Genomic DNA, 26,929 nt, shown 5'->3' with positions numbered 1-26,929 from the left:
TTCTCCTCCTTTTATTTTTCGTTCTCCACCATTGTCACTCTCCGGATATGAATCGAGAGATACATGATCTCTTCCCCGGATATCTTACTATTAGTAGCATCCTCTATATATTTTGCCACCTGTCTGCTGCATGCATACTCTTTCGGATATTTCATCTGCATCATCTCGGCGAGTTCATTCTCCTCATTCGGAAGAAGCTCCTTCCGGTACACTCTCTGGAGCAGGAACTTCACATGTGTCACAAACCGCTCATAATGCAGGGAACCTTCATCGAATTCGATTCCCAGCTCACTCTTTACAATATCCAGAATGTCTTTCATCAGATTCGGGAAATTCAGTGCATCCCGGATATCAGTCCCATACTCCGCATTCACGAAATGAAGTGCTATAAATCCTGCCTCATCATCCGGAAGCGCGATGTGCAGCCTCTCCCAGATAATATCAACCGCATATTTCCCTAACTGGTACTCCTGCTGGTAAAAACGTTTTATCTCCCAGAGAAGTGCATTCTCCGGTTTAATCCCCTGACTGTACCTCTCAATTGCAAAATTAATATGGTCTGTCAGGGTCACATATATGCTCTGGTTCAGCTTCAGCTTTAAATGGCTCTTCGCGTAGGAAATGATATCATTAGATATCTGCGCATGTTCCAGAGGCATATTCGCCAGCAGTTCTTTGAACTGCTCCGCCAGACTCTGGCTCTTGATCTTGAAGATCTTTTCAATCTTCTGCTGTGCCACTTCTCTTCCCGGCTTTGTCCCGAAGCCGATGCCGCGTCCCATGATCACAACTTCCCTGCCTGTTTCGTCGAAGGCTGAAACTATGTTATTGTTAATAATCTTTTCAATTACCATAATTATCCTTCATTCCTATGAAATAAAAAAACCAAATCCTATAAGCATGGCGTAGTACGCCTTGCTTATAAAATCTGGTTTTGCCTGCCTTACAGTAACAATCCATTGGTATTAACTTGATGAATAGACTATAACAAAATTAGTGTCCAAAGTCAACCTCTATCAGCGAAACAGTTTATAATTTGGTTATAATGTTTATTTTTTTTTAATATTTTCGTACAATATTACCAAATTACTCATACAGATCTAGTATTCAAAATATTCCACAAACTTCAGGTGGTTCTTTGCCTCCTGCTGGGTCAGGTACTGCTGCCCTCCCAGGTCACTGCCTTTGGCAGCACTGGCATCCACGTAGATGGTCTGTCCGTTCATCTGGATGGCACAGAATACATACCCTTCCTGATTCATACTGCTCTTTCCCCATATCCCGAGCACGATATGTGACTCCATGCCCGCACGGCCGCACAGCTCTGACAGAATCTTCGCATATCCCAGTGAGGTCGCCTTATGTTCCGTTACAGCCGACAGGTTGTTGTATATATACGCTCCTTCAAATACATCCTCCATACTGGAGAAATCCAGTGCGTCCTCACCGATGCCCACAGCTACGGACATATTCTCATCCAGCCATTTCAGGAAATAATCCACCGCCTTTTTCTCACCGTAATCTGGCGGAAGCTTCTCCATAATCTGAGAGAGTATTTCTTCGGTCTCATTCTGGACTTTTACAATCCCTTCCACTTTGTCTCCGGAATTTCCTGCCAGTCCGTCCTGAATCTCAGACAGGTTCTTCACGGTGCCGTCTTTGTCATAATCACCGGCTTCATTGATCCCTTCCGCGCAGGAAAGGAACAGGATGGCCTTTGTTATCTTCTTTTCTTTGATGGTCGTCAGGTCCGTATTTTTATACTTCACATAGACATCATCTTCTGTCATCGGAATATCATAAAATCCGTAAAAATAATTGTATCCCTCATCTTCCAATGCAGTCGTAACACGGAGATATTCAGGTCCGCTCATGGCTTCCGGGAATTCTACAACCCCGCCTTCCATATTGTCGAGCCTGCTCTTCATCATGTCATAAACCGCGGCTTCCTTCCGGGTGAGCTGGTCGTAGTAAAACGTTGATACAACCGCCTCACCCTTCCTCGGCTCATCTTTCAGCTTCGTAGCCGTCGCACTGGACAGCGTCGACTGGCGCTGCCAGTATGCCAGCGTACAAAGAAGGATAACCGCCAGTCCGATTATAAAGACTGCTTTTTGATGTTTTCGGACAAAATTCATGCTTGTTTTCTCCCATTTACATAAACAGCTTTCACATTCAGTTCTTTATCTAAAAGAACGAGGTCTGCTGCTTTTCCTGGTGTAATACTTCCGCAGGAATCGTAAATTCCGATTTCTTTCGCAGGATTCATGGTCGCACATGCAACGGCATCCTCGAGCGGAATCTCCATCTGCTCCACCGCCACTTTCAGGCAGCCCATCAGGTTCGTTGCAGAGCCGGCGATCGTGCCGTCTTTCAGTGTAGCCTTTGCTCCCTTTACAAATACATCCTGGCCGCCAAGCGTATACTGGCCGTCAGTCAGCCCTGTCGCACGCATACTGTCGCTGATCAGGATGACCCTGTCTGCTCCAAACATAGCAAATGTAGCGCGTACAACAGACGGATGGATGTGGATGCCGTCACAGATCAGCTCTACATGGCAGTCCTCATCATCCCGTGCCGCCCCGATAACGCCCGGATCACGGTGGTTAAGAGGGGGCATTGCATTATATAAGTGCGTAATATGGCTTGCACCTTTCATAAGCGCCTCGGACGCTTTATCGTAATCTGCCGTCGTATGTGCGATTGAGATCACGGTTTCATCTTTTACTTCCTCGATAAACTCCATTGCACCTTCATTCTCCGGTGCAATGTCTACCAGCTTAATCAAGCCGCCGGACTCCTCCTGAAGTTTGCGATAGAGTGCAGTGTCACAATTGCGGATATGATCGGCCGCCTGGGCACCTTTTTTCTTGGCGCTGATAAATGGACCTTCCATATTGATGCCGACCAGTTTTGCACCGCTGCCGCCTTCATATGCCGCCGCCGTCTTCATGATCTCATGAAGCTCAGCCTCAGGGAGTGTCATTGTTGCCGGACATATGGAGGTCACACCGATAGACGCCTCATATTCTGCCATATGTTTGACAGCGTCCAGACTGGCATCGCAGAAATCATCCCCGACACAGCCGTGGAAATGAATGTCCACGAGTCCCGGAATGGCAAAACAGCCTTCTCCGTCAATCACTTCATTGTCATTTTCCGCAGAAGCTGCAAAAACATCTCCGCTGATCACTACCTCACCGGGAGTAAATGTCTTGTCTTCTCCGAAAACCTGTACATTTTTAATTATCATAATTCAAAAACCTTCTTTCTATCCCTGAAGCAGTTCTATGACTTATGCCAGACTATCTCGGGATTTTTGATAATGCTGCTGCATCAGCAACAATCGTTACATCAGGATGCATCTGCAGGATGGATGCCGGAACCGCCGGTGTCACATCGCCGAAGAATGCCTTTGCCACGATATCGGCCTTATCTTCTCCGCTGACAACCAAAAGAACCTTTTTAGCCCGCATAATTGTCCCAATACCCATAGTATACGCCTGTCTCGGAACATCATCCGCTGACGCAAAGAATCTTTTATTTGCCTCGATCGTACTCTCTGTCAGATTTACACAGTGAGTTATTTTGTCAAACACTTCCGCCGGCTCATTAAATCCAATGTGGCCATTGTGGCCCAGTCCGAGAAGCTGGAGGTCAACGCCGCCTAATGATGCGATCAGTTCTTCATATCCCGCACATTCTTTGTCAGAATCAGGCTCCATCCCGTTCGGCACATTTGTGCGCTCTGCATTGATGTTCACCCGGTCAAACAGGTGCTCATGCATAAAATAGTAGTAGCTCTGGTCATTCTCGCGGTCCAGTCCTTTATATTCATCCAGATTTACAGTGGAAATTCCTGAAAAATCAAGGTCTCCCTGCTCATACATCTCTACCAGCCGGTCATATGTACCAATTGGTGAAGATCCTGTTGCAAGCCCCAATACACAATCAGGTTTCATAGTAACCTGTGCTGCAATCAGATTCGCTGCCTTTCTGCTCATGTCTGCGTAATCCTTTGTTTCGATGATTCTCATAGTTTTTTTCCTCCACTATCACTTATTTTTTACCTCATTGCTGGCTTTATTATATACCGGGCGGTACACTTTCCACAAGTCAGTTATCGGAAAAAGACACACGGGTTATCATTTAGAAAGTTCTTTCATACAGCAAAACCAAATTCTGTCAAAAAGGAATAAAAAAACCAGACTCCCAGAGTATAGAGAAACCCTCTATACCCGGAAAATCTGGTTTTGCCTTCTTGGAGTAACAACCCAGTCTCTTAAATTGTTTTAATAGTAGCAAACTGCTGACAAAATGTCAAGGGAAGCCGGAAAATATTTATTTACGTTTTTTACCCTCAGATTACCTTCTGTGGGTTGAGCAGTCCTTTTGGATCGAATACGCGTTTTATCTCCCGCATCAGCCGTATCTGTTCATCTCCCACCTGTTCCCTGAGATACTTTTTCTTCGCATATCCGACGCCGTGTTCGCCCGAAACCGCTCCTCCCAGTTTTAACGCTTTTTCGTACATTTCCGCGAAAACTTCTGACAAAGTACATTTCCACTCTTGTTCTGCAAGCCGGTCCCGGCAGATATAGATATGCAGGTTGCCGTCTCCCGCATGCCCGAAACTGGGGATCCTGATATTGAATTTCTTAGAAAGGCTGTGGGTAAATAGTATAAATTCGGCCACACAATTTCTCGGCACCACCACATCACACTCATCCATCTCCGTAGTTGATGCTTTGATCGCTTCTAGAAAAGCCCCCCTTGCAGACCATACCGCGTCTCTGCGCTCCGGCGTGTCTACAATAAAGACATCTCTGGCTCCATGCTCCAGACAATACTGTGCTACTGTCTCGTATTCTGACTCAACCTGCACAGAAGAACTACCGTCGAATGTAAGCAGAAGGTAGGCTTCACTTTTTGTATCCGGAAACTTTCTTCCCAGAAATTCTTCGGCAAAAAGCAGGACATTTCTCTCCATAAATTCAATAGCCGTGGGAGTCGTTTTTAATTTAATAATCTTTGGTACTGTTTCGATCGCATCTTCTATTTTCTCATAGGGAACCAGTAAACTCACACTTTTGTTTGGTAAAGGCACTAATTTCAAAATTGCCTCTGTAATGATACCCAGCGTCCCCTCCGAGCCGACGATCAGATCTTTTAAGCTGTACCCCGAACTATTCTTTACTATTTTGCCGCCAAATTTCTCTACTTTCCCATTGGGAAGCACCACCGTCAGTCCTCTTACATAATCTCTTGTAACACCATACTTCACCGCCCGCATTCCTCCGGCGTTTGTACTTATATTTCCCCCTATAGTCGCCGACTTTTCCCCTGGATCAGGCGGATACAGAAAACTGTGTTCCTCTGCAAATTGTGCCAGTTCCATCAAAAGGACACCGGGTTCAACCGTCACTGTGAGATTCTCTTCATCCAGTTCTAGCACATGATTCATCAAGGTTGTCTCGATCATGATCCCCCCGCATACGGCTACTGCCGCACCTACAAGCCCGGTCCCTGCGCCCCTGACTACAACGGGAATATCCTGTTTATATGCATATGTCATGATTTTTGAAACTTCTTCTGTCGATATCACTTTTATAAGAACATCCGGATACGCGGTGATACCTCCCAGCTCATCATGACTGTAGTCTTCTCCGATCTCTTTTCCTGTCTGTATTCTTGCTGGCTCTATCAGCCTTTTTAAATAAATGAGCTGTTCCTCGTTTAACTTCATTTCGCACCGCCTTTCAATTGTCTCAGTAATACCGGGAGCACTTCATACAGATCTCCTGCAAATCCGTAATGGGCTACATCAAAAATACCTGCATGCTTATCCGTATTCACCGCAATGATACACTCTGCCGCCCTCATTCCCGCGACAAATTGAACAGAACCTGAAATGCCCAGAGTTATCAGCAGTTTCGGCTTTACGGTCCTCCCGCTTAATCCGATCTGATGCCTGGCATCAAACCATCCTGCTTCAATCAGTGGTCTTGTACATGCCACCTGTGCATTCAGCAGGCCCGCAAGCTCTTTCACCATGAGAAGGTCACTCTGGGTCCGGATTCCCCGGCCGACTGCTATAATTGTCTCTGCCTCTGCAAGATCAACCTCTCTGGGTTTTTCAACTCTGTGAAGTACTTCTATTCCTGATTTCATCTTCTCTTCCGGAATATCCATACTCTTGATGATGCCATCTGCGCCCTCATTTCGCTCAGGCGCGGTGAACACTTTGTACCGGACGGTACATAGCTGCGGGCGGGAGTTTGGTGTATTTATCTGCGCCATGATATTCCCTCCGAAGGCTGGTCGGATCTGTACAAGATCTGTGTTGCTTTTCATTTCAAGCGATGTACAGTCGGCTGTCAGTCCTGTCCTGAATCTGGCCGCAATCCGTGGTGCCAGCGACCTGCCTTTTATCGTTGCTCCAAACAGCATGACTGATGGGTGGACTTTTTCCACAAAGTTCTCTACAATATTGGCATAAAGAGATGCTTTAAATTCGAGGAATCTCTGATCCTCATAAGTATAAATGCAGTCAACCCCGTAATGTCTGAGTTCCTCCCCCGCTTTTCCCAGCTTGTCCCCAATCAGAAGGACCGATACCGGCTGCCTGTTTACCTCCGCCAGCTCCCGTGCCTTTCCGATCAGTTCAAATGTCACAGGATGAATACGGTCATCCTCCCATTCAGCATATACTACAATTCCTTTCCACGCATCTTTGTCTATCTCCGGCCTCTGAAATTCCTCATATGTAATGACACCTGAACTCCCCTTCTTTACACACGCTTTACACATCCGGCATCCGGCCCCGATTTCCAGCTTTTTACCTTCATATGTGATCGCATGGAAAGGGCACATTTTGCACATTTCCTCCGCCGTTTCTTCATTTACCCGGTCCTGATGCACTTTTAAAACTCCCATATCTTATCCTCCTGAGTCTTTGCAAAACCGTTATCCACCTAAACTACAAACTTCTTCAGTTTCAAAATCTCAAATATCCGGTCACCAAGCTCCCTGCCCGGACCTTCAAATAACTGTCTGGATTCATTCTTCTCGGGAGGGAAAATTCGCTCTACCTGAGTCGGAGAACCCAGCAGCCCATAATTTTCTTCATTTACATCCTCAAAATCTGAGAGCGACAATTCAACTATATCCGGGTTTTTCATTTCCGTCTTTCGTTTATAAGAAGGCAGTCTGGGAGAGTTTACATCTTTTTCAATTGTCAGGAGGCAAGGCGTTTTCAGACGGATTTTTCTAAAACAATTTTCTTGATTTTCCGTCACCAGAACCTCATAACCTTCGACTGCTGATATCTCCTTTACATTTGTTACATGCTCCATATCAAGGAACTCCGCTGTTTCCGGTCCGACCTGGGCTGTATCTCCATCTGTTGTCTGCTTCCCGCAGAGAATCAGGTCATACTGTCCTGCCTTTTTGATCCCCTGAGAGAGTGTATAACTGGTTGCAACAACATCAGCCCCGGCAAATTTCCGGTCACTGATCAAAATTCCTCTGTCAGCCCCCATATAAATAGCTTCCTCGAGAACCGCCTTTGCCTGGGCTGGTCCCATTGTAATTACATCTACATTTCCACCGTACTTTTCCTGCAGGATAAGCGCCTGTTCGACCGCATAGAGATCAAATGGGTTCATTTTTGATTCTACGCCATCCCTCTTCAGGACACCCGTCTCAGGATCGATTTCTACAGAAGTTGTTCCGGGAACCTGTTTAATACAAACTAGAATTTTCACTGTATCCCTCCTAAATCCGGGTATACAAAAAATGCCTCAAAATATCCTGTTGTCTACTTCGAGGCTTCTTTTGTATCCGGCACAGTTTGCTAATACATTTTATCTATGATAGACTGTGCAGTTTTCTGATTATACTCATAGCTGGATTCATATGTTTTTCGATAGTATTCGATATAAACAACCTCCATGATATACATCTGGCTCATCACAGCCGTTGTTGAGCCCCCCTGCAGGGGGCCCTCATTTGCGCCGCACAGTAAAACAACATCCGCATAATTCGTAAGAGGTGATTTTGCAAATCTTGTAATATCTGCTACATAGGCTCCTGCCGCCTTTGCCAGTTTGGCAATTAAAATCGAATCTTTTGTTGAACCGGAGTAAGAGATTACGATTGCCACATCATCCTCTGTCAGTGTAGATGCCACCATCGTCTGCATGTGTGAATCTGTATAGCAGTAAACTTTATTAACAATCCTCAGGAACTTATTTGCCGACATCATCGCCATAATCTGGCTCGCCCCCACACCAAAGAAGAAGATCCTCCGTGCCTGAATCAGCTTGTCTGTAAGTTCTTCTATTTTCCCGTAATCGAGCAGGGCCTGCGTTTCCATAAGCACACTGACATTCGAATTCAGCAGTTTTTGGGACATAACCTGAAAGCTGTCTTCCATACTGACGTTTTCTGTCAGAATTTCCTGGCCTTTATTCCTGTCTTCATCCTGAATACTAAGGGAGAGCTGAATCTTAAATTCCTGATACCCCTGCAGTTTCAAGCTTTTACAAAAACGAAATACTGTCGTTTCCCCGACTTTGCACGCATCAGCCAGATCTGTAATCGACATGTACAGAACTTCAGAAGCTTTCTCCAGTATGTAATCTGCAACTTTTTTCTCCGCCTTTGTTAAATGAGGATATGCCGAGCGTATCTGCATTGTAAAGTTATCCTGGCTCATATTTCTACCTCTCCCATATGATCTTGCTTAACGCATAAGTTTTAATCTCATTTTAACCCCTGTTCTCAGTGCAGCACAACAACTTTATTCATAAATTTTTATTCTGATCCGCTATCTCTTTATAAAACCTCGACAAATTTTTTCGTAATTTCCATCGGCCGCGTAATTGCCGTTCCTACTACCGCAGCCAGAACACCCGTATCTAATGCGGCTTTCAACTGCCTGGGCGTCCAGATGCCTCCCTCTGCTATAACCGGTTTTTCTACCTTTTCTACCAGCGTCCTCATCATCTCAAGATCCGGGAGGCGGACATCCTTTGTATACTCTGTATACCCCCTCAAAGTAGTCCCGATAAGGTCAAATCCTAATTCTGCTGCCCTAACCCCTTCTTCCAGCGTAGAACAGTCCGCCATAAATAACTGGTCTTTGTATTTTTCCCTGACTTCTTTAAAGAAATCTTCCAGACTGATATTACCGGGTCTCCTTCTGTCTGTGCCGTCGAGTGCAACAATCTCAGGACGAATCACCATTAACTGATCAATCTCTTTCATAGTAGGTGTAATGAAAACATCTGAATCGCCGTATACTTTTTTTATAATCCCGATCACAGGAAGATCTACCACTTCTTTAATTTGAACGATATCTTCGACCGTATTGGCGCGAATTCCTGCCGCACCTCCCTGCATAGCTGCAACAGCCATCCTCTGCATAATAAAAGAACTGTGCAGAGGTTCATCTTCTAATGCCTGACAGGAAACGATCAGGCCGCCTCTGACCGCATCCAATATTTTGTTTCCCATATAAATTCCTCCCTGAGCGATTATGATATTCCAATGTCAGATAATTTCCTGAAAAGCAAGGTTTAACCGCTTCAGGTCATCTTCATGTACAATATTATTTTTCATAATATTATATTCCCTTAGTTTTGCCACGTTTCCTTCCGTCGGTTCGACCCCTATATTCTTCAGTTTTGTAGGCATATTCATTTCTTTCATCATGGAAAGGATATTCTGGTATTCCTCCTCCGGGTCCCCATTAAAGCGCATCTGCATCAAAATCCCTACTGCCACAATCTCTCCGTGAAGCGCCCCTTTTGATTCTTCCGGGAAGAACATCCGCGTCCCGTCATACAGCCCGTGCGCAACCGCAAGCTGATCGGAACCACTGGAGAAGCCGCTCACCATAGATGTAATAATCAGATTTATGAGCACCAGGTCCGTGAGGAGTCTCTCATCTGCCTCTGGGTTCTGGTACACCTTTAATCCGTTTTCCGTTAAAAACTTATATATAAATCTGGAGTTCGCATATGCCATATATTTATAGATCGTAACCTCGGGGTAATCCATCTCTTTTCTGCCATTTACGATTTCGGGAAGCTTCGCTATTGAGTCCATGATTCCGGAAGCAAAAAGCCGCTTCGGAGATTTCCCGATAATGTCCAGATCCGCAAGTACGGAATCTACTTCTTTTTCTTTCGGAATCGAACAGTCATAACGCCCCTCTTCTTTTGTATACATAATACTTACAGCCGATGCCCCTGCACATGTAGCTACAGATGTCGGCACTGTTATAAGCGGCAGGCCGGCCAGATCTGAAAATACTTTACACAGGTCCATACATTTACCGCCGCCAATTGCTACGATAACCTCTGCCTTCTCTTTACCTGCATCTGCTGCCAGCCTTTTTGCAAAATCAACAGAATTTGGTTCATCCATGATTACCCAGACCACTGCAATCTTTTTCTCCCTCATCTGTGTATCTACCAGACCTCTGACTAAGGGCAGTGTGGTCTTCCCCCCAACCATAAATGCCTTGCTTCCATACCTCAAAATCTCGTCCGGCAGTTGTTGAATCACACCTTTTCCATATAGGAACCTGCTGACACCAATCTTTAAAATCCCTGTTCCATCCATATTTTCCTCTCCTTTTTGTTATTCTCTTTCCCTGATTACATATAAACACGACTCCACACAATAGCCACTATTTATCGCTGCCAGCCGTCAGGCCCCCAATCAGATATTTCTGCGCCATCAGATAGATCAGGATTGGTGGAACGATAGCCAGCACAGTTCCTGCCATAATCCAGTTCCAAGGTGTTACAATATCAACCATTCTGGATAACCCGACTGTCATAGAAACTTTCCCAGCCGAGGATGTCAGAATCATTGGATACAAATAGGCATCCCACCCCGTAAAGAAGGATAACGCGAATGCAGTTGTCACTGCCGGCAATGAAATCGGTAAAATTATTTTCACAAGCGCCATTACTTTCGTACATCCGTCAACCGCCGCAGCCTCCTCCAGATTTACTGAAATACTATCGAAAAATCCTTTCAGCAATAGGATTGGATTTGCTATTGCAGACGCCACCATCGCCAGAATTACAACAATGTACGTATCATACAGACCTGTGGAATTAGAGATTCCATATAATGGCGTTACTATTACGATCTGTGGAATAACCTGGATAGCGACGATCAGCATCATAAACGCTACCCTGAATTTAAATTTAAATCTGGATAACGCGTACGCTGCCAGAATTGAAATCACTATTGTAAAGATACTGGTACCGAGGGCATAAATGACGGAAGCCTTTAAGTACTCCCACATCGGCGTCTGTCCGGCCAGTTCCACATAATTCTGCCAGTGAAAGTACTTCGGATACAACATTTTTTCTCCCAGTTTTTCAAATGGGGTTAAAGAAGTCATTACCGCTGTATAAATTGGAAGAAGGGCAATGATTACCCACATAATTATAATAAAATACCGGATGACATAGTTTTTTATCTTTTTACGCTTCTTTATATTCATCATCTAATTCTCCTCCTTCGCGTTATGTCTCATAAGGAAGAATGCTATAATAGACACGAATATCATTGTAAAGATTGCTATAGCCGCCGCACCGCCTAAGTCAGAATTGATAAATGCCTTTTTGTATATGGTAATACTCAACAGTTCCGTTACATTTAAAGGACCGCCTCCTGTTATGACATATACCAGATCAAAGATCGTGAATGACCACGCCATCAAAATGGTACCGCTCATAATCATGACCGGTTTCAAAAGCGGAAGTGTAATGTGCCAAAAATATTTCAGACCAAGAGCACCATCAAGCCTTGCAGCCTCTTCCACTTCAGAAGGTATCGTCTGTAGTGCAGACAAGAGGCTCATAACAAGGAACGGTACACCTTTCCAGATTCTGATAAAAATAACCGTAGCAAGTGCAAGGTCCGCCCCCAGAAAACTAATCGGCTGATTTATAATCCCCAGACTCAGAAGAATGGTATTTACAATCCCATTTGAAGAATTCAGCACCCAGCTCCACATCGTGCCTGCGAACACATGCGGTATGACCCAGGGAATAATAACAACTGTACGGAAAAAACCTCTTCCCGGTATCGGTTTATTAAGGGCCAGCGCCAGTGTCGTCCCCACTAAAAAGATTCCGGCGATACCGCATACTACCCAGATCAGAGTCCTGACCAACGTTTTTCCAAACGCCGGGGTGAGCAGGTATTCATAGTTTTTCAGCCCGACCCATCCTCGGAAATTACCGATCAAATCTACCTTGGCAAAAGAATACCATAACAAATTGAAAAGGGGGATCGCGAAAATTGCAACAATGATAACAACTGCCGGTATCAGATAAATATAAGGCAGCTTATTTCTTTTTTTCTTTGGTTTCATATACCTGCCACCTTCCAAAAATGTTATTAAAACTGATGGGCAGTTATCCTGCCCATCATAAAATAACTAATCGCTGTAATTTGAGTTTACAGTTTCAATCATATAATCAATCGCCTCGTTGGCACTCATCTTTCTCGTAGCTGCTGCCTGCGCCCCGTCTGCAACTGCCTGTTCAATCATGGCTACATTTTTATCCTTCGGTCTGGAAGCAACTGTCTGCTCCTGCTCTACCAATGCATTCCAGTATTCACCTGAGAACTCTTCTTTTCCTTTCTCTGATTCGAGTATTGGAAGCAGCCCCCACTGAGAAGCATGTCTCGTCTGGTTATCGGAAGACATCAGGTGCTGGATCAGTTTCCACGCCTCATCCTTATTCTTGCAGGCCTCCGGAATTGCCCAGCCATCACAGCCCATAATTGGATGTGAACCGGCCGGACCTTCCGGGAACAATCCTGTATTAAATTTACTTTCTTCGCCTTTATTAAGCTCGTCCAGCAGTTCTTTCACTGCCCACACACCATCAAGATACATACCAACTTCACCGTCTCTGAATAACGTCCTGATTGCATAAGGGTTGTATTCGATCACATTCGCCTGTGTGATTCCATAATCGTTTGTAATGGCAGCTAATTCGTCCAAAGCCTCCGCAAATAACTTACGGTTCTTATCGTCCTTTTCAAATGTAAAACACTTGTCCTTGTCGCTCCAAATATCTGTACCTGTATAACTGGAATAAAAGCTTTCTACTACGTTTGCGAAATCTTCTGTTGCAGATATCCCCCAGCCTAACCCGGGAACACCTGTCTTCTCAGTAATGGTTTTGGCATAGGACACCATATCCTCCACCGTCTTCGGAGGCGTTTCAGGGTCGAGTCCTGCCTGCTTAAATAAATCTTTATTGTACCAGAGTCCAAAGGCGCCTGTAGCCGCGGGTACCCAGTACATCTTTCCATCTTCTGTAGTTGCAATATCAATAACAGACTGCGGTAATTCAGCACTCATTGTTTCATCTGATGCCAGCATATCGGACAAATCCATCAAATATCCTTCCGAAGCCAGATCCCATCCATTTGCTATATTTGTAAATGTCACATCCGGTAAATCGCCCTGTGCACCGAGAAGTTTCAGTTTTGTTGTAGCCTCTGCCCATGCCATCGCCTCAAAATTGACCTTAACACCCGGATTCTCCTGTTCAAAGCTTTCAACAATCGGCTTGAAAATAGGTTCTGCCTTTGTCAGGTCGCCCAGTCTTAATAAAGTTAATTCTGTCTTGCCGTCCTTAGAACCGCCTTCTTCTTTTTCCGCCTTCTTGTCTGATGATCCGCCGCATGCAGTCATAGAAATAACCATTACAGTACAAACTAGCAATGCCAGTATTCTCTTTTTCATAAATATTCCCTCATTTCTATTTTATACTAATCCTACTTCCTCCAGCATCCTCTTAATTTTGGCATCCAGTACTTCATCAATCTCCGGAAGTGGTATCCTGCCCGGTCCACAATTAGAACCTACAAGTGTAGCGGCCCGTTTCAATATTGCAAGCACTACCGGTTCACCGCCTGTCGCACTCTCAGAAGCGGCCAGATCAAGATACGGGGTAAGTCTGTCGCGGATAGCCTTCGCTTTTACATAATCCCCCACACTTCTGGCTTTCCACATCTCCACTGCAATTTCAGGTGCAAAATTAGATGTACTGGAAATAAAACCTGCTGTACCTGCAATCGCCGCAAATGGTTCAAGAAACTCCCCATGTCCATTAATAACCGTGATCTTATCTCCGATTTTACGCGCCACCTTTTCCATCTTGGCAAAGTTTGGTGTACATTCTTTAATGCCTACTACATTTGACGCGCCAACCAACTGCTCCATTACTTCAAGCGGTACATCTTTATGTGTAACCTCAAGGTTGTTATATAGTAAGATTCCAATATTCGTACCTTTGGAAATCTCTTTATAGAATCTTAAGACAGCTTCATCTGTCGGTACGTAATAATAAGGAGAAAGCACCATTACTCCGGCTGCGCCGGCCTGTTCTGCATGAGAAATCAGATCTTTTACGTCTTCAATATTGCTGTGGTTACAGCCTGCTATGATCGGCAGTTCTTCCCCCGCCTCTGCAACTGCAGTCTCAATAAGCCTCTTTCTCTCGGGAATCGTAAGCGCCCCGCACTCACCGGTACTTCCGCCGACAACCAGTGTACAGTGATTATCACGGCTGATCCCCTTGCTCTTCAGAAAACGAATATGTTTTTTCATCCCCTCATAATCAACCTGCCGGTCTTCTGTCATTGGTGTTACTGCAATCGCGCAAATACCTTTCAATGCTTCTTTTAACTCTTCTGGTTTCATCATGTTTTCCTCCTTTTTGAATCCTTTTGTTTTCCTTCTGTTTTCTCTGTTTTTTTAATGTTTCGTTGTAACTTATTTTCATCATATCATTCGCTCCGTAAATTACAATACTTTTTAGGAAAAAATTTCTTTTTCGTTGAATATAAATAAAAAATCTTTTCTTTTTTGTGCACTTTTCAAAAATTATGAAAGTATTTTCAGATAACATTTGTAATTTAGATTATAGAATAGAAGAAAACGGAATCTGCATACATCATTACGTTGCATTCCCGGATATATACGTCTTGAGTCAGGCACATTAAAAAAAGAACCAGAAAGCTCCGGTTCTTTTTTATTCATATTCAATACCCACTAGCATCAGTCCATGCGGCGGTGCGGTGACCCCTGCCGCCTGCCGGTCCTTTGCTTCCAATATGTCTTCCACCTGCTCAGGTGTATAGAAGTTCCTTCCGACACGTAAAAGTGTCCCCACGATGATCCTCACCATATTGTACAAAAACCCGTTTCCCCTGATGCGGATCGTGATCTCATCTTTCTCTTCGATCACACTCAGCTCATAAATCGTGCGCACGGTATCTTCCACGTTCGTTCTCACATTACAGAAACTTGCGAAATCGTGTGTTCCCACAAGATACCCCGCCGCCCTGCGCATTTTCTCCAGATCCAGATGATAGGATACGAAGTACCTCGTCAGTCTTCTTGTCGGGTCCTGGATCTTTGCATTCAGAATGTGGTACTCATATGTCTTTGTGCAGTTACAGTAACGCGGATGCCAGTCTAAAGGGACCTCTTCAGATTTCGTTATTACGATATCGTCTGGAAGCCTCTGGTTCAGCGCGTAGGCCAGACGTTCCGGCGGGATGCCGGTTTCAGAATCAAATACTGCCACGTTTCCGAGCGCATGCACTCCCGAATCGGTACGGCTTGCCCCGATGATCCGTATGTCCTCCCCTGTCAGTCTGGATAATTTCTTATTCAATACTTCTTCTATCGTAATTCCGTTTGGCTGTATCTGCCAGCCGCAGTAATTTGTGCCGTCATAGGCTACCGTAAGTTTGATTCTTCTCATAGCTTCACTTTCAGTTTTTATTATTTTTCCGCTCATTCAACGTTTTCTAGAAAATCCACAGATGGAAGGGGACATAACGCCCAATGCAGAACACGAGCACTACATAAATCAGCGTAGCCGCATAAGCCATGCGGTCTCTGCCCTGATAAACAAGGGGCTTCATCTTCGTCCTGCCGTCTCCGCCCCGGTAACAGCGTGCTTCCATTGCCATTGCCAGATCGTTGGCCCTCCGGAATGCGGATACAAATAGCGGCACGAGAATCGGTATCATCGCCTTCGCCTTCTGTATGATATTTCCACTCTCCAGATCAGCCCCGCGCGCAATCTGTGCCTTCATTATTTTGTCTGTCTCTTCCAGCAAAATGGGGATAAACCGCAGGGCGATGGACATGATCATCGCGACTTCATGTACCGGGACCCTGATCTTATTCAGCGGGTGAAGCAGCTTTTCGATCCCATCTGTCAGGGAATTTGGGGTCGTCGTAAATGTCATAATGGAGGAACCCATGATCAGGTAAGTCAGCCTGATCGCCATGTATACTGCTACATTAAGCCCTTTATCTGTGATGCGGAAGATCCATACGTGAACGAGTTCGTTCCCTTCTCTTGTCAGGAACAGATTGAACAGTACCGTAATCAGAAGGAGCATTATAATGGGCTTAAGCCCTTTTACAATGTACTTAAACGGTACTCTGCTCATACAGATAATGCCCCCGAGAAATGCTGTTGCAATCACATACCCCAGAATGCTGCTCTGCAAAAACAGAGAGATTAGAAACAGAAGGGTACAGACGATCTTCACCCTTGGGTCCAATCTGTGAATGACACTTTTTGCCGGATAATACTGTCCGATTGTAATATCTCTAATCATGCAAACTCCTCATAATTTCTTCTGCCGCTTCCTCCACAGTTGTTGCATCAGTATGCACATCCAGCCCGAGGGCCTTCAAAGCGTGCATGATGTATGTCACCTGTGGTGCTGCAAGTCCTACTTCTTCCAGTTCTTTGTAATGTGCAAACACCCTTTTCGGAATGTCATCCAGCATCTTTTCGCCGTGGTTCATGACAATGATCCGGTCAACATATCTGGCGATATCTTCCATACTGTGGGATACGAGAATCACAGTCATGTTGGTGTTTTTGTGCAGATATTCAACCTGATCGAGAATCTCATCCCTGCCTCTGGGATCCAGCCCCGCCGTGGGCTCATCCAATACAAGGACTTTCGGCCGCATCGCCAGAACTCCCGCTATCGCTGCACGACGTTTCTGGCCGCCGGACAGCTCGAATGGGGACTGTTTATAATATTTCTCCGGAAAACCGACTAATTCCAGAGCCTCTTTGGCCCTTTTTTCACACTCTTCAGGAGGAAGTCCCTGATTCTTCGGCCCGAAACAGACATCGCTGAGTACATCAACTTCAAAAAGCTGGTGCTCCGGATACTGAAAGACAAGTCCGACCTGATTCCTCAATTCTTTCATGTTATATCCGCTGTCGTAAATATTTTTTTCTTCATAATATAAGACGCCGTCTGTTGCTTTCATCAGGCCATTGAAATGCTGGATCAGTGTAGATTTACCGGACCCGGTATGCCCGATGATGCCGACAAATTCTCCCTGTGTGATTTCCAGACTGACGTCTTTTAACGCCTGCTTTTCATACGCGGTTCCGGGGCTGTATATATAATTAATGTGCTCTAATTTAATTGACATAATGCCTCCACCAGCTCCTGTGTCCTTAGGATTCCTTTCGGGAGCTTCAAGCCTCTTTTTCTCAGTTCTTCTGCAAGCATGGTCACCTGTGGAACATCCAGCCTGTACTTTTTCAGCTCTTCTACCTGACTGAAGATTTCCTTCGGTGTGCCATGCATGACAATATGGCCGCTGTCCATGACATACACCTGATCAGCGTCAATGACCTCTTCCATATAGTGTGTGATGAGGATGACCGTGACCTTCTTGCGTCTGCGCAGTTCCTGAATCGTACGGATGACCTCCTTCCGGCCGTTTGGGTCCAGCATGGCGGTTGGCTCATCGAGCACAATACATTCCGGCTCCATTGCAATGACTCCCGCAATTGCAACACGCTGTTTCTGTCCTCCGGACAGCTTATTCGGCGAATTTGTCCGGTACTCCAGCATACCAACCGACTTCAGGCTGTCTTCAACCCGTTTCCAGATTTCCTCTGTCGGCACTCCGAGATTTTCCGGACCGAATCCTACGTCCTCTTCCACCACGGTGCCAATGATCTGGTTATCCGGATTCTGGAACACCATCCCTGCAGACTGGCGGACATTCCACAATTCTGACGGATCCTTCGTGTCCCTGCCATTCACCCACATCGTACCGCCTGTGGGGATCAGTATCGCATTCATGTGTTTCGCGAGAGTCGATTTCCCGGAACCATTGTGTCCAAGTATCGCCACGAAGTCCCCCGGTGCGATCTGGATGTCTACCCCGTCGACTGCACGGTTCATCCCTGTCACATTGCCTTCTTCATCACGCTTTTCATATTCAAAAATCAGTTTTTCTGATCGGACCATATCCATATCAGCTGTGCCTCCGTTATTTTTTCATCCCCGGCCATTCTTGCCTGACCGTACAGGAAATATTTTTGATTATACTACGCAGGTATGCCTGCTGTCCACTATTGTACGGTATCAACTGGCTTTTGGCAAGGTACAATTATGCGTAGTCAGGCAAGGCCAGTTTGTCTGTTACTGCGTATACCTTTTAGTATACAAAGCAACGTACACAGTATTCATTTGCATCCTTCTGGGTTTCCAAGCTTGTTTAAACGAATTTTATGTATTATAATAGCAAATAAAAAACCGGTTTTCACCATGCCGGTAATTTGGAGATCTGCATATGGAATTTTCAAAAATAAGTTCACCCTCACTTCGGGATTTGTTTGTGGAACAGTTGGAACATTTGATTCTGTCAGGAAAATTAAAAATCGGAGAAAAGCTTCCGCCCGAACGACAGCTGGCTGAAATGATGCAGGTGAGCCGGGCCGTAGTAAACGGGGGTCTGGGGGAACTGGAGCGGAAAGGGTTTCTGGTCGTAAAACCGAGAATCGGAACCTTTGTAGCCGATTACCGGCGCAAAGGCACATTGGATACTTTGATGGCGATTATGAAATATAACGGCGGGCGTCTGCGCAACGAAGAAATCCGCTCTATTCTGGAGGTCCGGATTGCTCTGGATACCCTTGCAGCACAATTATGTATTGACCGGATTTCTGATGAGGAAGTGGAACTCCTCCGTGAAAAAAAGGAGCGGATACGGGAGACGGATTCTATCACAGAAGCCTCCCAGGCAGCTTTTGAATTCCAGCATGAATTTGCTCTGCTCTCCCATAATACACTGATCCCGCTGATCTTCCAGTCCTTCCGCACGCCGGTTTCCACTCTCTGGGAGCGTTTCTGTACCCTCTACGGGATACCTGCACTCTACGAGAATACACATACGCTCTGGACCTTTATCCGGGATCGCGATACAGACGGCGCCATCGAATGGATACAGGCTTCAATCGGGAATACAATAGACGGAAGCCGGAAAATCTACTATGACTGATTTTCCAGCTTTACCTAAGTACTTATATTTGTTTGTCTCCTTCACACAGTGCTGCTATTTAGACGGTGCTGTGTGATTTTTTTGTTACGGACTTCGTACTGTTGACGATCAGTATTCCCACGCTGACGAGTATCAGCGCAGACAGGTTTTTCAGGGAAACGAACTGTTCCCCGAGGAAAATGGCTGAGAGCACGACGCCGAATACCGGAATCGTAAAGCCATAAATCGCCACCCTGCCCACCGGGTTATACTTCAGCAGCAGCGTCCAAAGGCTGAATGCAACTGCAGAGATCAGTGCCATATAAATCAGGAGGATCGTAGATTTCAGGGTAAATCCCTCTACATGTCCCCCGAGTGCCAGACCGATTATGATCAGGAGTACACTTCCGAATAAAATCTGATAAGAAGTAATCGTCATCGGGCTTTCCTTATCTGAGATGATTTTCAGCACAACCGTGCTCACCCCATAGGCAACCGTACAGATAAACACCATACCTTCACCTTTGAGCGAAAATCCCGTCCCCCATGCCCCCGGAGCCAGATTGATCACCACCACTCCCGCGAGTCCCAGCAAACACCCGATCCCCTTCTTCCATGTCATTTTCTCCGACTTAATCATAAAATGTGCGGCAACAATGGAGACAAATGCATTCGATGCATTGATAATTGATCCCTTTGTTCCCGTCGTATTCGCCAGCCCAACGTAAAAGAAGAAATATTGTATCGTAGTCTGTAAGAGTCCCTGTCTGAGGATATAGGGAATAGAAGAACGTTTCATCGTCAGGAACCGTCTTTCCAAAATACATCCAAACACAAAAGTCAGGACACCGGCGAGGAAAAACCGGTAGCCAGCAAATAAAATCTGGCTCCCGGTTCCTTCTATTCCAAACCACTCATATCCAACTTTAATGCATGGGAATGCACTTCCCCATAACGCACAGCAGATTAACGCCAGCAGACAGACGACTGCCGGTTTCTGTAATCGCTTTTCCATTGGTAATTCCTTCTCCTATGCCTTCTCCGGCTCGCCGTAATCCTCACCGAAAGTATCGACAGTCACCTTTTTCATCACCTGTGCCTCTAACGGCTTATCACTATAATCCGTTGCAGTCTCGGCAATCTTATTCACAACATCCATCCCCTCCGTGATCTTGCCAAATGCTGCATAAGAACCATCCAGATGCGGAGAATTCTTGTGCATAATAAAGAACTGGGATCCTGCTGAATCCGGATGCATTGCACGTGCCATAGAGAGCACTCCCGCTTCATGGGCCAGATCATTCGCAAACGCATTCTGTGAAAACTCACCCTTAATCGTATATCCCGGACCGCCCATGCCTGTCCCATCCGGGCATCCGCCCTGAATCATAAATCCGCTGATAACACGGTGGAAAATCAGACCATCATAAAACCCTTTATTTACAAGAGATACAAAGTTTTTCACCGTATTCGGTGCGATCTCCGGGTATAATTCCGCCTTCATAATATCCCCATTTTCCATTTCGAACGTAACAATTGGATTAGCCATAATAAACTCCTCTTTTCTTATAAATTCAATACGTCTATTGTAGCGGATAAAGTCAGATTAGTCAATTAGGTACACCACTTAAGTCAATTGGGGACGTAGTATACTTAAGGTTTACTACGTCCCCAATTGACTTAAAATTGATATTTATATACACGGTATATGAACTTTTCCGCATTCATTTTATAACTTGCTATTAGTTTGTGTTCTTTGTTATATTCTCTGAATTCCCCCGCAAACCCTGAATCTGCCAGTACATTCCCGCTAATTTCCTGTACACTGCTTACATAACCTGAATATGGCACTTTGAAGGAATCTGCCAGTTTGAATGTTCTGTTGTTTTCGTCTACAAGGTATTTATAATAGTAGGAAGTGCTTCCGTCTTTTGCGCTTGTTTCGGTCAGGCCTGTGCTGCTCCAGTCGAAGCCGGGCCTTGTCTCGCTGTAGCCGATGTTGTTATTGAACATATAGAGATAATATTGTCCCTCTTTGAGCGTATCGTCTTTTACATATGTAACGGAATGCTGTCCGCCCTGTATTGTGAAGCTGCCGTCTTTTGTGAAAAGGAGATTTTCGTATCCGGTACCGGCCCAGAACTTGTCCGCCCCTATCATGTAATCGAGTTGGGGAGCTGTATACAGATTGCTGACTTTTAGTATCGTCGATGTCTCCCTTGAGCTTAACAGAACTTGTCCTGATCCCATCCATTGAATCGTATTGATGTGCATCCAGTCTAAGTCTCCGTCTGCATTTGCCACACAGGAGGCTTTATAGTTTCCGAGGAGGTCGCCGAGATCGAGTACCTCTGTCACCTGGCCGGTCCTGATATCCAGTTTTACCACTACATCTTCTACGCTGTCCTGTTTATTATCGGTTGCCAGTATCAGGATGTTCCCGTCATCATCGAAGACATAATCGTGATGCAGGCTGTAATCACCCAGGTCATATACGGAGACAACCTGTCCCAGCCGGTTTACTGCGGCTATTTTGGATTCTGATATACTGTAGTACATCGCGCTCTCATCAAATAAAATCCTGTGGCTCCGGTAGCCGAGCAGGGGGACTTCGCCTCTGAGGATGCCGTCATTATCATAATAATACATGAAATCAAGATGCGAGTCATCGTTCCCGAGTATGACATACAATCCATCTGATAGCTCTTCCTCTGCCTTCTCATCAATATCTGTCTCAAGCTTCACTTCCTCGTCTCCCAGCAGGCTCCCCATATTATAGGCATAGGAGCGGGTTGTCACCATCCCGTTTTCTTCCGTAATTGTGAACTTTACTTTATTTTCCATATCTGGAATGAGCCCGATCACCTGAAACTCATGCTCTGTCTGGTATTCCTTTTCCTGAGAAACCTCACGCGTAAAATCTTTGATTTCTTTGTCTGAAACACTGACGGTGTATGTAATCTTCGCGGGATTCTCTGTCTTGAAGTAGACATATGCCGACTGTGTATTCGTACCAAACGGATTATACTGAATCAGCATATTGTCTATCGTATATTCATTTTTAGCTTTTTTCGCCTCAAGTTTTTTAACGATCTTAGCCTGACCCGCAGTATCGTAAGTCTTCTTGATCTCTTCCAGCTGCTTTTCTTCTTCCTCTGTAAGCGCCACGGTCTGTTCTTCATCCGGAGTGCCCAATATCCTGCTGACAGTCGCCTCCATCGCAGAAATGGCCGTGGTTCTCCCAAATATCCCGATTCCTGCAATGATCAGCAGCGTCGGTACAATCCACTTTTTCTTCTTTCCCGGTTCTTTTAACATAAAACATTTCCTTTCACTGCGATAAATTAGCCTCTGAACATTCATATTGTAAAAGAAATTTGTGCCCATTCTATGAAATCTTTTTGAAATTTCATTTTTTATTATGGCTAAAATCAATTCTTTTACCTGACGCAGTATTGTATCAGACCGCCTTTTTCTTCATATCCCGTATTCCACAGGTCCTTCAGTGAGAAGGTTGACGCCTCTCCGTACGTTGCCACGGTGATTAGGAAATCATCCTCTTTTTCCTCGTACCCGTAACACAAGAACCAGTGCCATACAAAATCTTTATATTCCGGCTTTTTATGCCGCAGCATCAGATAAGGCACCGGAAATCCGGCATCGATCTGCTTTTTGATAAGATCTGCCGCCTCAGTGGTGGTATGCTCTCCGGCAAACTCCTGCATACTCAGCCGGTCGTCCCCTGTGTCATTTAAATATTTTGAAAATCCGTCAATGAACATGCTTAGTTTTTTCACCCCGCCGGCGCGTGGTCTTAAGTACGGTTTCATCTTCATCGAGAACTGTATATAATCTTCCTTTTCCAGATTATGGACATCATAGGGATACAGGTGGGCCTGCCCCTGATGCAGCGCAAAATAAATACAACTGTCACACGCGGTCGCAGCCGCACAGCCGCCGACATACATGACCACATTCCGGAACCATTCCTGATTCCCGCCGATTTCACCATCTATTGTAAAATAATCCAGTAATTTTTTCATATCTGCCTCCTGAGTTCTCCCGACGAGCCGACTTCACCTGTTACTGTACATCCCCTCCCTATAGGTGTGTACAGTAATCACTCTTCCCGGGATGATAAACGCGTCGAATAAAAGACTACACCCAAAATAATCACGCCGCCCGCAAGTTCTTTGATCCCCGGCTTTTCACCGAGGAATAGAAACGCCGCTATAATTCCATATACAGATTCCAGACCGGATATGATTCCCGCGGTCTGGACCTTCACATGTTTTAATCCTTCTATATACATAGTATGTGCAAAAGCAGTAAAAACTACCCCAAGCAGAACCAAAACGAGGATATCCTTCCCAGAAACCACCGGCTTCAAAAGGAACAGGGACGGCAGCAGTACAACAGCCGCAGTTGCCTGTTCGTAAAATGCAGTCAGGCTGCTTGTATATTTCTCCATAAACATCCGGTTCATCAGGGACAGGACTGCGTAGGACAGACTGCCCGCCATTCCCCAGATAACTCCCTGTGTCATCGTATTCCCCAGATGGAATTCCGGAACAATAAGCAGCACACCAGCCAGCATCACTACTGCCGAGACTACACTGGAAGACTTCAGCCTTTCATGGAAAAGTACCGGTTCCAAAAATGTAACAAACAGTGGGAATGTAGAAAACGTAAGTGTCCCGACCGCAACCGTGGAGGTCTGGATCGACTGCATAAACGTCGTCCAGTGGACCGCCAGTACAATCCCGGCGGTAATCATCAGTATATAATCTCTCCCCTTATCAAGGCGGACCCGGGCCCTTTTCACTTTTAATAGAAAGAACAGGGAGAGAGAGGAAAAAATAACCCGTCCCAGAACAATGATCACGGCCGGCAGCAGGACCCATTTTGCAAACAGGCCTGCAAGTCCAAACAGCAGGACAGCGATATGTATTGATATCAGACTCTTCTTCTGGTTCTTCATCTATTCTCCTTTATCAGCTTTATCATCATCCACCGCTATGCGTGGAATTCTTTTCAAACCTTTCATAGTATATCATACTCCTTTTCATCTTCCAAACAACATTTTTCCATTTCTTTACTAATCTTTTTTCTTTCCTCCGGAGGTCCGGAATGAATGCAAGGGCATGTATAGTTGTTATGTACATTTTTTTTCGGATTTTTTGGTTACTCGTGACATTGTCCCATTCTCTCTTTTTAGATATACTTATCTCAGAAAACAACGAAACAACATTTTTTCAAGGAGGCTATTAAAATGGCAAGTTTATCATTAAAAGGAATTCAAAAAGTATATCCTAACGGATTTCAGGCAGTAAAAGATTTCAATCTGGATATTGAAGATAAAGAATTTATCATCTTCGTAGGACCATCTGGATGTGGTAAGTCAACTACTCTTCGTATGATTGCAGGTCTGGAAGATATTTCAGGCGGTACTCTTGAGATTGACGGAAAAGTTATGAACGATGTTGAGCCAAAGGACCGTGATATCGCGATGGTATTCCAGAACTACGCTCTGTATCCTCATATGACAGTATATGACAACATGGCATTCGGACTGAAGCTGCGCAAGGTTCCGAAAGATGAGATCGATAAGAAGGTTCGTGAGGCTGCAAGAATCCTTGACCTTGAGAAATTATTAGACCGTAAGCCAAAGGCTTTATCAGGTGGACAGAGACAGCGTGTTGCTATGGGACGTGCAATCGTGCGTAATCCTAAGGTATTCCTTATGGATGAGCCTCTTTCCAACTTGGATGCAAAACTGAGAGTTCAGATGCGTATCGAGATTTCCAAGCTTCATGAAAATCTGGGCGCAACCATCATCTATGTAACACATGACCAGACAGAGGCTATGACACTTGGTACAAGAATCGTAGTTATGAAAGACGGAGTTGTTCAGCAGGTAGATACACCTCAGAACCTTTACAATACACCTTGCAACCTGTTCGTTGCCGGATTCATCGGATCACCTCAGATGAACTTTATGGATGCTATTGTAAAAGTAAATGGCAGCGATGTAACTCTTACAGTTGGAGAGCACGTACTGAAAGTTCCTGCTTCTAAGAAAAAAGCTCTTATTGATGGCGGTTATGACGGAAAGACAGTTGTTCTTGGAATTCGTCCGGAAGATGTACATGATTCAGAATCATTCATTGCAAACTCACCTGACAGTGTAATCAGATCCAAGATCAAAGTTTATGAGCTGCTCGGTGCAGAAGTATACTTATACTTTGATGTAGAAGGTACTCAGATGACAGCCCGCGTTAATCCTCGTACACCTTTGAGAAATGGTGATGATGCAGTATTCGCTCTGGATATGGAAAAGATTCATGTATTTGATAAAGATACAGAGTTGACGATTTTAAATTAATGCTTTAGAATAAGAATATATAAATGAGAGGGGCTGTGCTATTAAGTGCGGCCTCTTTGAATTACTGTCCACAGGCACGCCTGTAAACAGTAACGCGCCTGCCCATTTAGATTCGCCTACGGCGAGGGGGCAGGCTTACTGGCCGATTTACGTAACGGCCCCCAGCCTATCAGCGTAGTGATAGGCTGGGGAGTGAACAGTAACCATTTTGCTTCTATTATTTGATATCTATAATTCTTGGACAAAAGGAGATTCGTATGGGACCTGCGCAGGAACTCGAAAAGGCACTGGCGGAATTAAAACGGATTACCGGTATTACCCTTGAAGTCAGGGCAGATACCCCGGAAGAACTGGAACTCGCCCTCAATCAGATGCACTGCCTTTCACTTGCCTATAAGGAGAAGTATAATAAGAACCACTTTCTGCAGAATTTAATGGCAGATGGGATACCGGCATATGATATATTCGAACGCTCGGCGCGCCTCCATATCGAACCAGAGACCTCCAGAGTCCTGTTTCTGATTGAGACAAAGAACCCTGTGGACGACACCATTACAGAGGTCCTGAAAAACCTGTTCCCCTCTCAGTCCAAGACTTATCAGGTCAGCATGGGGGAACGCAGCCTTGTCATCCTGCGCCCTCTGAAATCATCTGAGACACCGGAGGATATCAGCCATATTGCACATATGATCGTGGATACGCTCAATATGGAGGCCCTGGCCCATGTTCAGGTAGCATACAGCGGCACGATAGACACACTCATGGATCTGCCGGGTGCCTATAGGGAGACAAGCCTTGCGCTGAAAGTCGGCAGACTGTTCTACTCCGAGCAGACTGTTTTTCCGCACAACCAGCTCGGGATTGGCCGTCTGATCTACCAGCTCCCTGTAACCATCTGCGAGAACTTCCTGAAAGAAATTTTCCGCGGTGAGGTTCCCGATACATTTGATGAAGAGACTACTGCCACGATCAACAAGTTTTTTCAGAATAACCTGAATATCGCCGAGACTTCGCGGCAGCTGCATATGCACAGAAACACCCTGATTTACCGCCTCGAACAGATTGAAAGACGGACAGGCCTGGACATCCGAAAGTTCGAAGACGCCATGACATTTAAAATAGCCACTATGGTTATCAACTATTTACAGACAGAAAGGAATTCCTGA

At 45.2% G+C, this 26,929-nt stretch carries 26 protein-coding genes; 3 read left to right on the top strand and 23 right to left on the bottom strand.

Annotation, left to right across the window (positions count from 1 at the left end; all coding sequences use genetic code 11):
* Positions 1-11 precede the first annotated feature (11 nt).
* The 18 genes from licT to ABIN22_RS06165 form a co-directional block, all read right to left on the bottom strand.
* Positions 12-854 (bottom strand): BglG family transcription antiterminator LicT, encoded by an 843-nt coding sequence (gene licT / locus ABIN22_RS06250; RefSeq protein WP_109733936.1) that lies wholly within the window; start codon positions 852-854, stop codon positions 12-14.
* A gap of 246 nt (positions 855-1,100) precedes the next feature.
* On the bottom strand, positions 1,101-2,138 hold the full coding sequence (locus ABIN22_RS06245) for a hypothetical protein (protein ID WP_346907378.1): 1,038 nt from the start codon (positions 2,136-2,138) through the stop codon (positions 1,101-1,103).
* Positions 2,135-3,253 carry an N-acetylglucosamine-6-phosphate deacetylase gene (gene nagA / locus ABIN22_RS06240; protein WP_346907376.1) on the bottom strand — a complete coding sequence of 373 codons (1,119 nt, stop codon included), beginning with the start codon at positions 3,251-3,253 and terminating at the stop codon, positions 2,135-2,137. The genes ABIN22_RS06245 and nagA overlap by 4 nt, the downstream gene beginning before the upstream one ends.
* Before the next feature lie 52 nt (positions 3,254-3,305).
* Positions 3,306-4,037 carry a glucosamine-6-phosphate deaminase gene (gene nagB, locus ABIN22_RS06235; protein ID WP_109733933.1) on the bottom strand — a complete coding sequence of 244 codons (732 nt, stop codon included), beginning with the start codon at positions 4,035-4,037 and terminating at the stop codon, positions 3,306-3,308.
* A gap of 323 nt (positions 4,038-4,360) precedes the next feature.
* Positions 4,361-5,746 (bottom strand): FAD-binding oxidoreductase, encoded by a 1,386-nt coding sequence (locus ABIN22_RS06230; protein ID WP_346907373.1) that lies wholly within the window; start codon positions 5,744-5,746, stop codon positions 4,361-4,363.
* A complete protein-coding gene (locus ABIN22_RS06225) occupies positions 5,743-6,936 on the bottom strand; it encodes an electron transfer flavoprotein subunit alpha/FixB family protein (protein ID WP_109730219.1) in 1,194 nt (397 codons plus the stop codon). The genes ABIN22_RS06230 and ABIN22_RS06225 overlap by 4 nt, the downstream gene beginning before the upstream one ends.
* A 38-nt stretch (positions 6,937-6,974) precedes the next feature.
* Entirely contained in the window at positions 6,975-7,766 is a 792-nt protein-coding gene (locus ABIN22_RS06220; protein ID WP_109730218.1) for an electron transfer flavoprotein subunit beta/FixA family protein, read from the bottom strand.
* Positions 7,767-7,855: 89 nt separating this feature from the next.
* Positions 7,856-8,719: a MurR/RpiR family transcriptional regulator gene (locus ABIN22_RS06215; RefSeq protein WP_109730217.1), complete on the bottom strand. Its 864-nt coding sequence runs from the start codon at positions 8,717-8,719 to the stop codon at positions 7,856-7,858.
* 119 nt (positions 8,720-8,838) lie between these two features.
* Entirely contained in the window at positions 8,839-9,519 is a 681-nt protein-coding gene (locus ABIN22_RS06210; RefSeq protein ID WP_109730216.1) for an N-acetylmannosamine-6-phosphate 2-epimerase, read from the bottom strand.
* Positions 9,520-9,555: 36 nt separating this feature from the next.
* A complete protein-coding gene (locus tag ABIN22_RS06205) occupies positions 9,556-10,632 on the bottom strand; it encodes an iron-containing alcohol dehydrogenase (protein WP_346907370.1) in 1,077 nt (358 codons plus the stop codon).
* A gap of 67 nt (positions 10,633-10,699) precedes the next feature.
* On the bottom strand, positions 10,700-11,533 hold the full coding sequence (locus tag ABIN22_RS06200; protein WP_109730214.1) for a carbohydrate ABC transporter permease: 834 nt from the start codon (positions 11,531-11,533) through the stop codon (positions 10,700-10,702).
* Positions 11,534-12,406 carry a carbohydrate ABC transporter permease gene (locus tag ABIN22_RS06195; RefSeq protein WP_109730213.1) on the bottom strand — a complete coding sequence of 291 codons (873 nt, stop codon included), beginning with the start codon at positions 12,404-12,406 and terminating at the stop codon, positions 11,534-11,536. It lies immediately after the preceding gene.
* Between the two features lie 66 nt (positions 12,407-12,472).
* The gene (locus ABIN22_RS06190; RefSeq protein ID WP_346907368.1) at positions 12,473-13,795 is read right to left on the bottom strand and encodes an ABC transporter substrate-binding protein; all 1,323 of its coding nucleotides are present in this window, start codon (positions 13,793-13,795) and stop codon (positions 12,473-12,475) included.
* Positions 13,796-13,816: 21 nt separating this feature from the next.
* Positions 13,817-14,758: a dihydrodipicolinate synthase family protein gene (locus tag ABIN22_RS06185; RefSeq protein WP_118622408.1), complete on the bottom strand. Its 942-nt coding sequence runs from the start codon at positions 14,756-14,758 to the stop codon at positions 13,817-13,819.
* A 328-nt stretch (positions 14,759-15,086) separates the two neighbouring features.
* The gene (gene truA, locus ABIN22_RS06180; RefSeq protein ID WP_346907366.1) at positions 15,087-15,824 is read right to left on the bottom strand and encodes a tRNA pseudouridine(38-40) synthase TruA; all 738 of its coding nucleotides are present in this window, start codon (positions 15,822-15,824) and stop codon (positions 15,087-15,089) included.
* 46 nt (positions 15,825-15,870) lie between these two features.
* Complete coding sequence (locus ABIN22_RS06175; protein ID WP_346907364.1) at positions 15,871-16,695, bottom strand: energy-coupling factor transporter transmembrane component T family protein; 825 nt, start codon at positions 16,693-16,695, stop codon at positions 15,871-15,873.
* Positions 16,688-17,536: an energy-coupling factor transporter ATPase gene (locus ABIN22_RS06170; protein WP_346907362.1), complete on the bottom strand. Its 849-nt coding sequence runs from the start codon at positions 17,534-17,536 to the stop codon at positions 16,688-16,690. The genes ABIN22_RS06175 and ABIN22_RS06170 overlap by 8 nt, the downstream gene beginning before the upstream one ends.
* Positions 17,521-18,372 (bottom strand): energy-coupling factor transporter ATPase, encoded by an 852-nt coding sequence (locus ABIN22_RS06165; protein WP_346907360.1) that lies wholly within the window; start codon positions 18,370-18,372, stop codon positions 17,521-17,523. The genes ABIN22_RS06170 and ABIN22_RS06165 overlap by 16 nt, the downstream gene beginning before the upstream one ends.
* 319 nt (positions 18,373-18,691) lie before the next feature.
* Between ABIN22_RS06165 and ABIN22_RS06160 the strand changes: the two genes are divergently transcribed.
* Entirely contained in the window at positions 18,692-19,399 is a 708-nt protein-coding gene (locus tag ABIN22_RS06160; protein WP_109730207.1) for a FadR/GntR family transcriptional regulator, read from the top strand.
* A gap of 58 nt (positions 19,400-19,457) precedes the next feature.
* On the opposite strand, the gene ABIN22_RS06155 is transcribed toward ABIN22_RS06160, so the two are convergent.
* The 5 genes from ABIN22_RS06155 to ABIN22_RS06135 all read right to left on the bottom strand — a co-directional run bounded on the left by ABIN22_RS06155 (position 19,458) and on the right by ABIN22_RS06135 (position 24,359).
* Positions 19,458-20,393 carry a DMT family transporter gene (locus ABIN22_RS06155; protein WP_346907357.1) on the bottom strand — a complete coding sequence of 312 codons (936 nt, stop codon included), beginning with the start codon at positions 20,391-20,393 and terminating at the stop codon, positions 19,458-19,460.
* A gap of 15 nt (positions 20,394-20,408) precedes the next feature.
* Complete coding sequence (locus tag ABIN22_RS06150; RefSeq protein ID WP_109730205.1) at positions 20,409-20,927, bottom strand: peptidylprolyl isomerase; 519 nt, start codon at positions 20,925-20,927, stop codon at positions 20,409-20,411.
* A 131-nt stretch (positions 20,928-21,058) separates the two neighbouring features.
* Positions 21,059-22,696 carry an aryl-sulfate sulfotransferase gene (locus ABIN22_RS06145; RefSeq protein WP_346907355.1) on the bottom strand — a complete coding sequence of 546 codons (1,638 nt, stop codon included), beginning with the start codon at positions 22,694-22,696 and terminating at the stop codon, positions 21,059-21,061.
* 122 nt (positions 22,697-22,818) lie between these two features.
* Positions 22,819-23,421 (bottom strand): hypothetical protein, encoded by a 603-nt coding sequence (locus ABIN22_RS06140; RefSeq protein ID WP_346907353.1) that lies wholly within the window; start codon positions 23,419-23,421, stop codon positions 22,819-22,821.
* A gap of 77 nt (positions 23,422-23,498) precedes the next feature.
* On the bottom strand, positions 23,499-24,359 hold the full coding sequence (locus ABIN22_RS06135; protein WP_109730203.1) for a DMT family transporter: 861 nt from the start codon (positions 24,357-24,359) through the stop codon (positions 23,499-23,501).
* A gap of 291 nt (positions 24,360-24,650) precedes the next feature.
* Between ABIN22_RS06135 and ABIN22_RS06130 the strand changes: the two genes are divergently transcribed.
* Both ABIN22_RS06130 and ABIN22_RS06125 read left to right on the top strand, forming a co-directional pair.
* Positions 24,651-25,763, top strand: coding sequence for an ABC transporter ATP-binding protein (locus ABIN22_RS06130; RefSeq protein ID WP_118622993.1), 1,113 nt, complete (start codon positions 24,651-24,653; stop codon positions 25,761-25,763).
* A 257-nt stretch (positions 25,764-26,020) separates the two neighbouring features.
* Positions 26,021-26,929 carry a PucR family transcriptional regulator gene (locus ABIN22_RS06125; protein WP_346907350.1) on the top strand — a complete coding sequence of 303 codons (909 nt, stop codon included), beginning with the start codon at positions 26,021-26,023 and terminating at the stop codon, positions 26,927-26,929.

Origin of the sequence: Faecalicatena orotica (genome assembly GCF_905197545.1) — a bacterium.
GTDB classification, from domain to species: Bacteria; Bacillota; Clostridia; order Lachnospirales; family Lachnospiraceae; genus Faecalicatena_A; species Faecalicatena_A orotica.
Note: the sequence above shows the minus strand (reverse complement) of the source record. Positions and strands in the feature narration are given on the sequence as shown.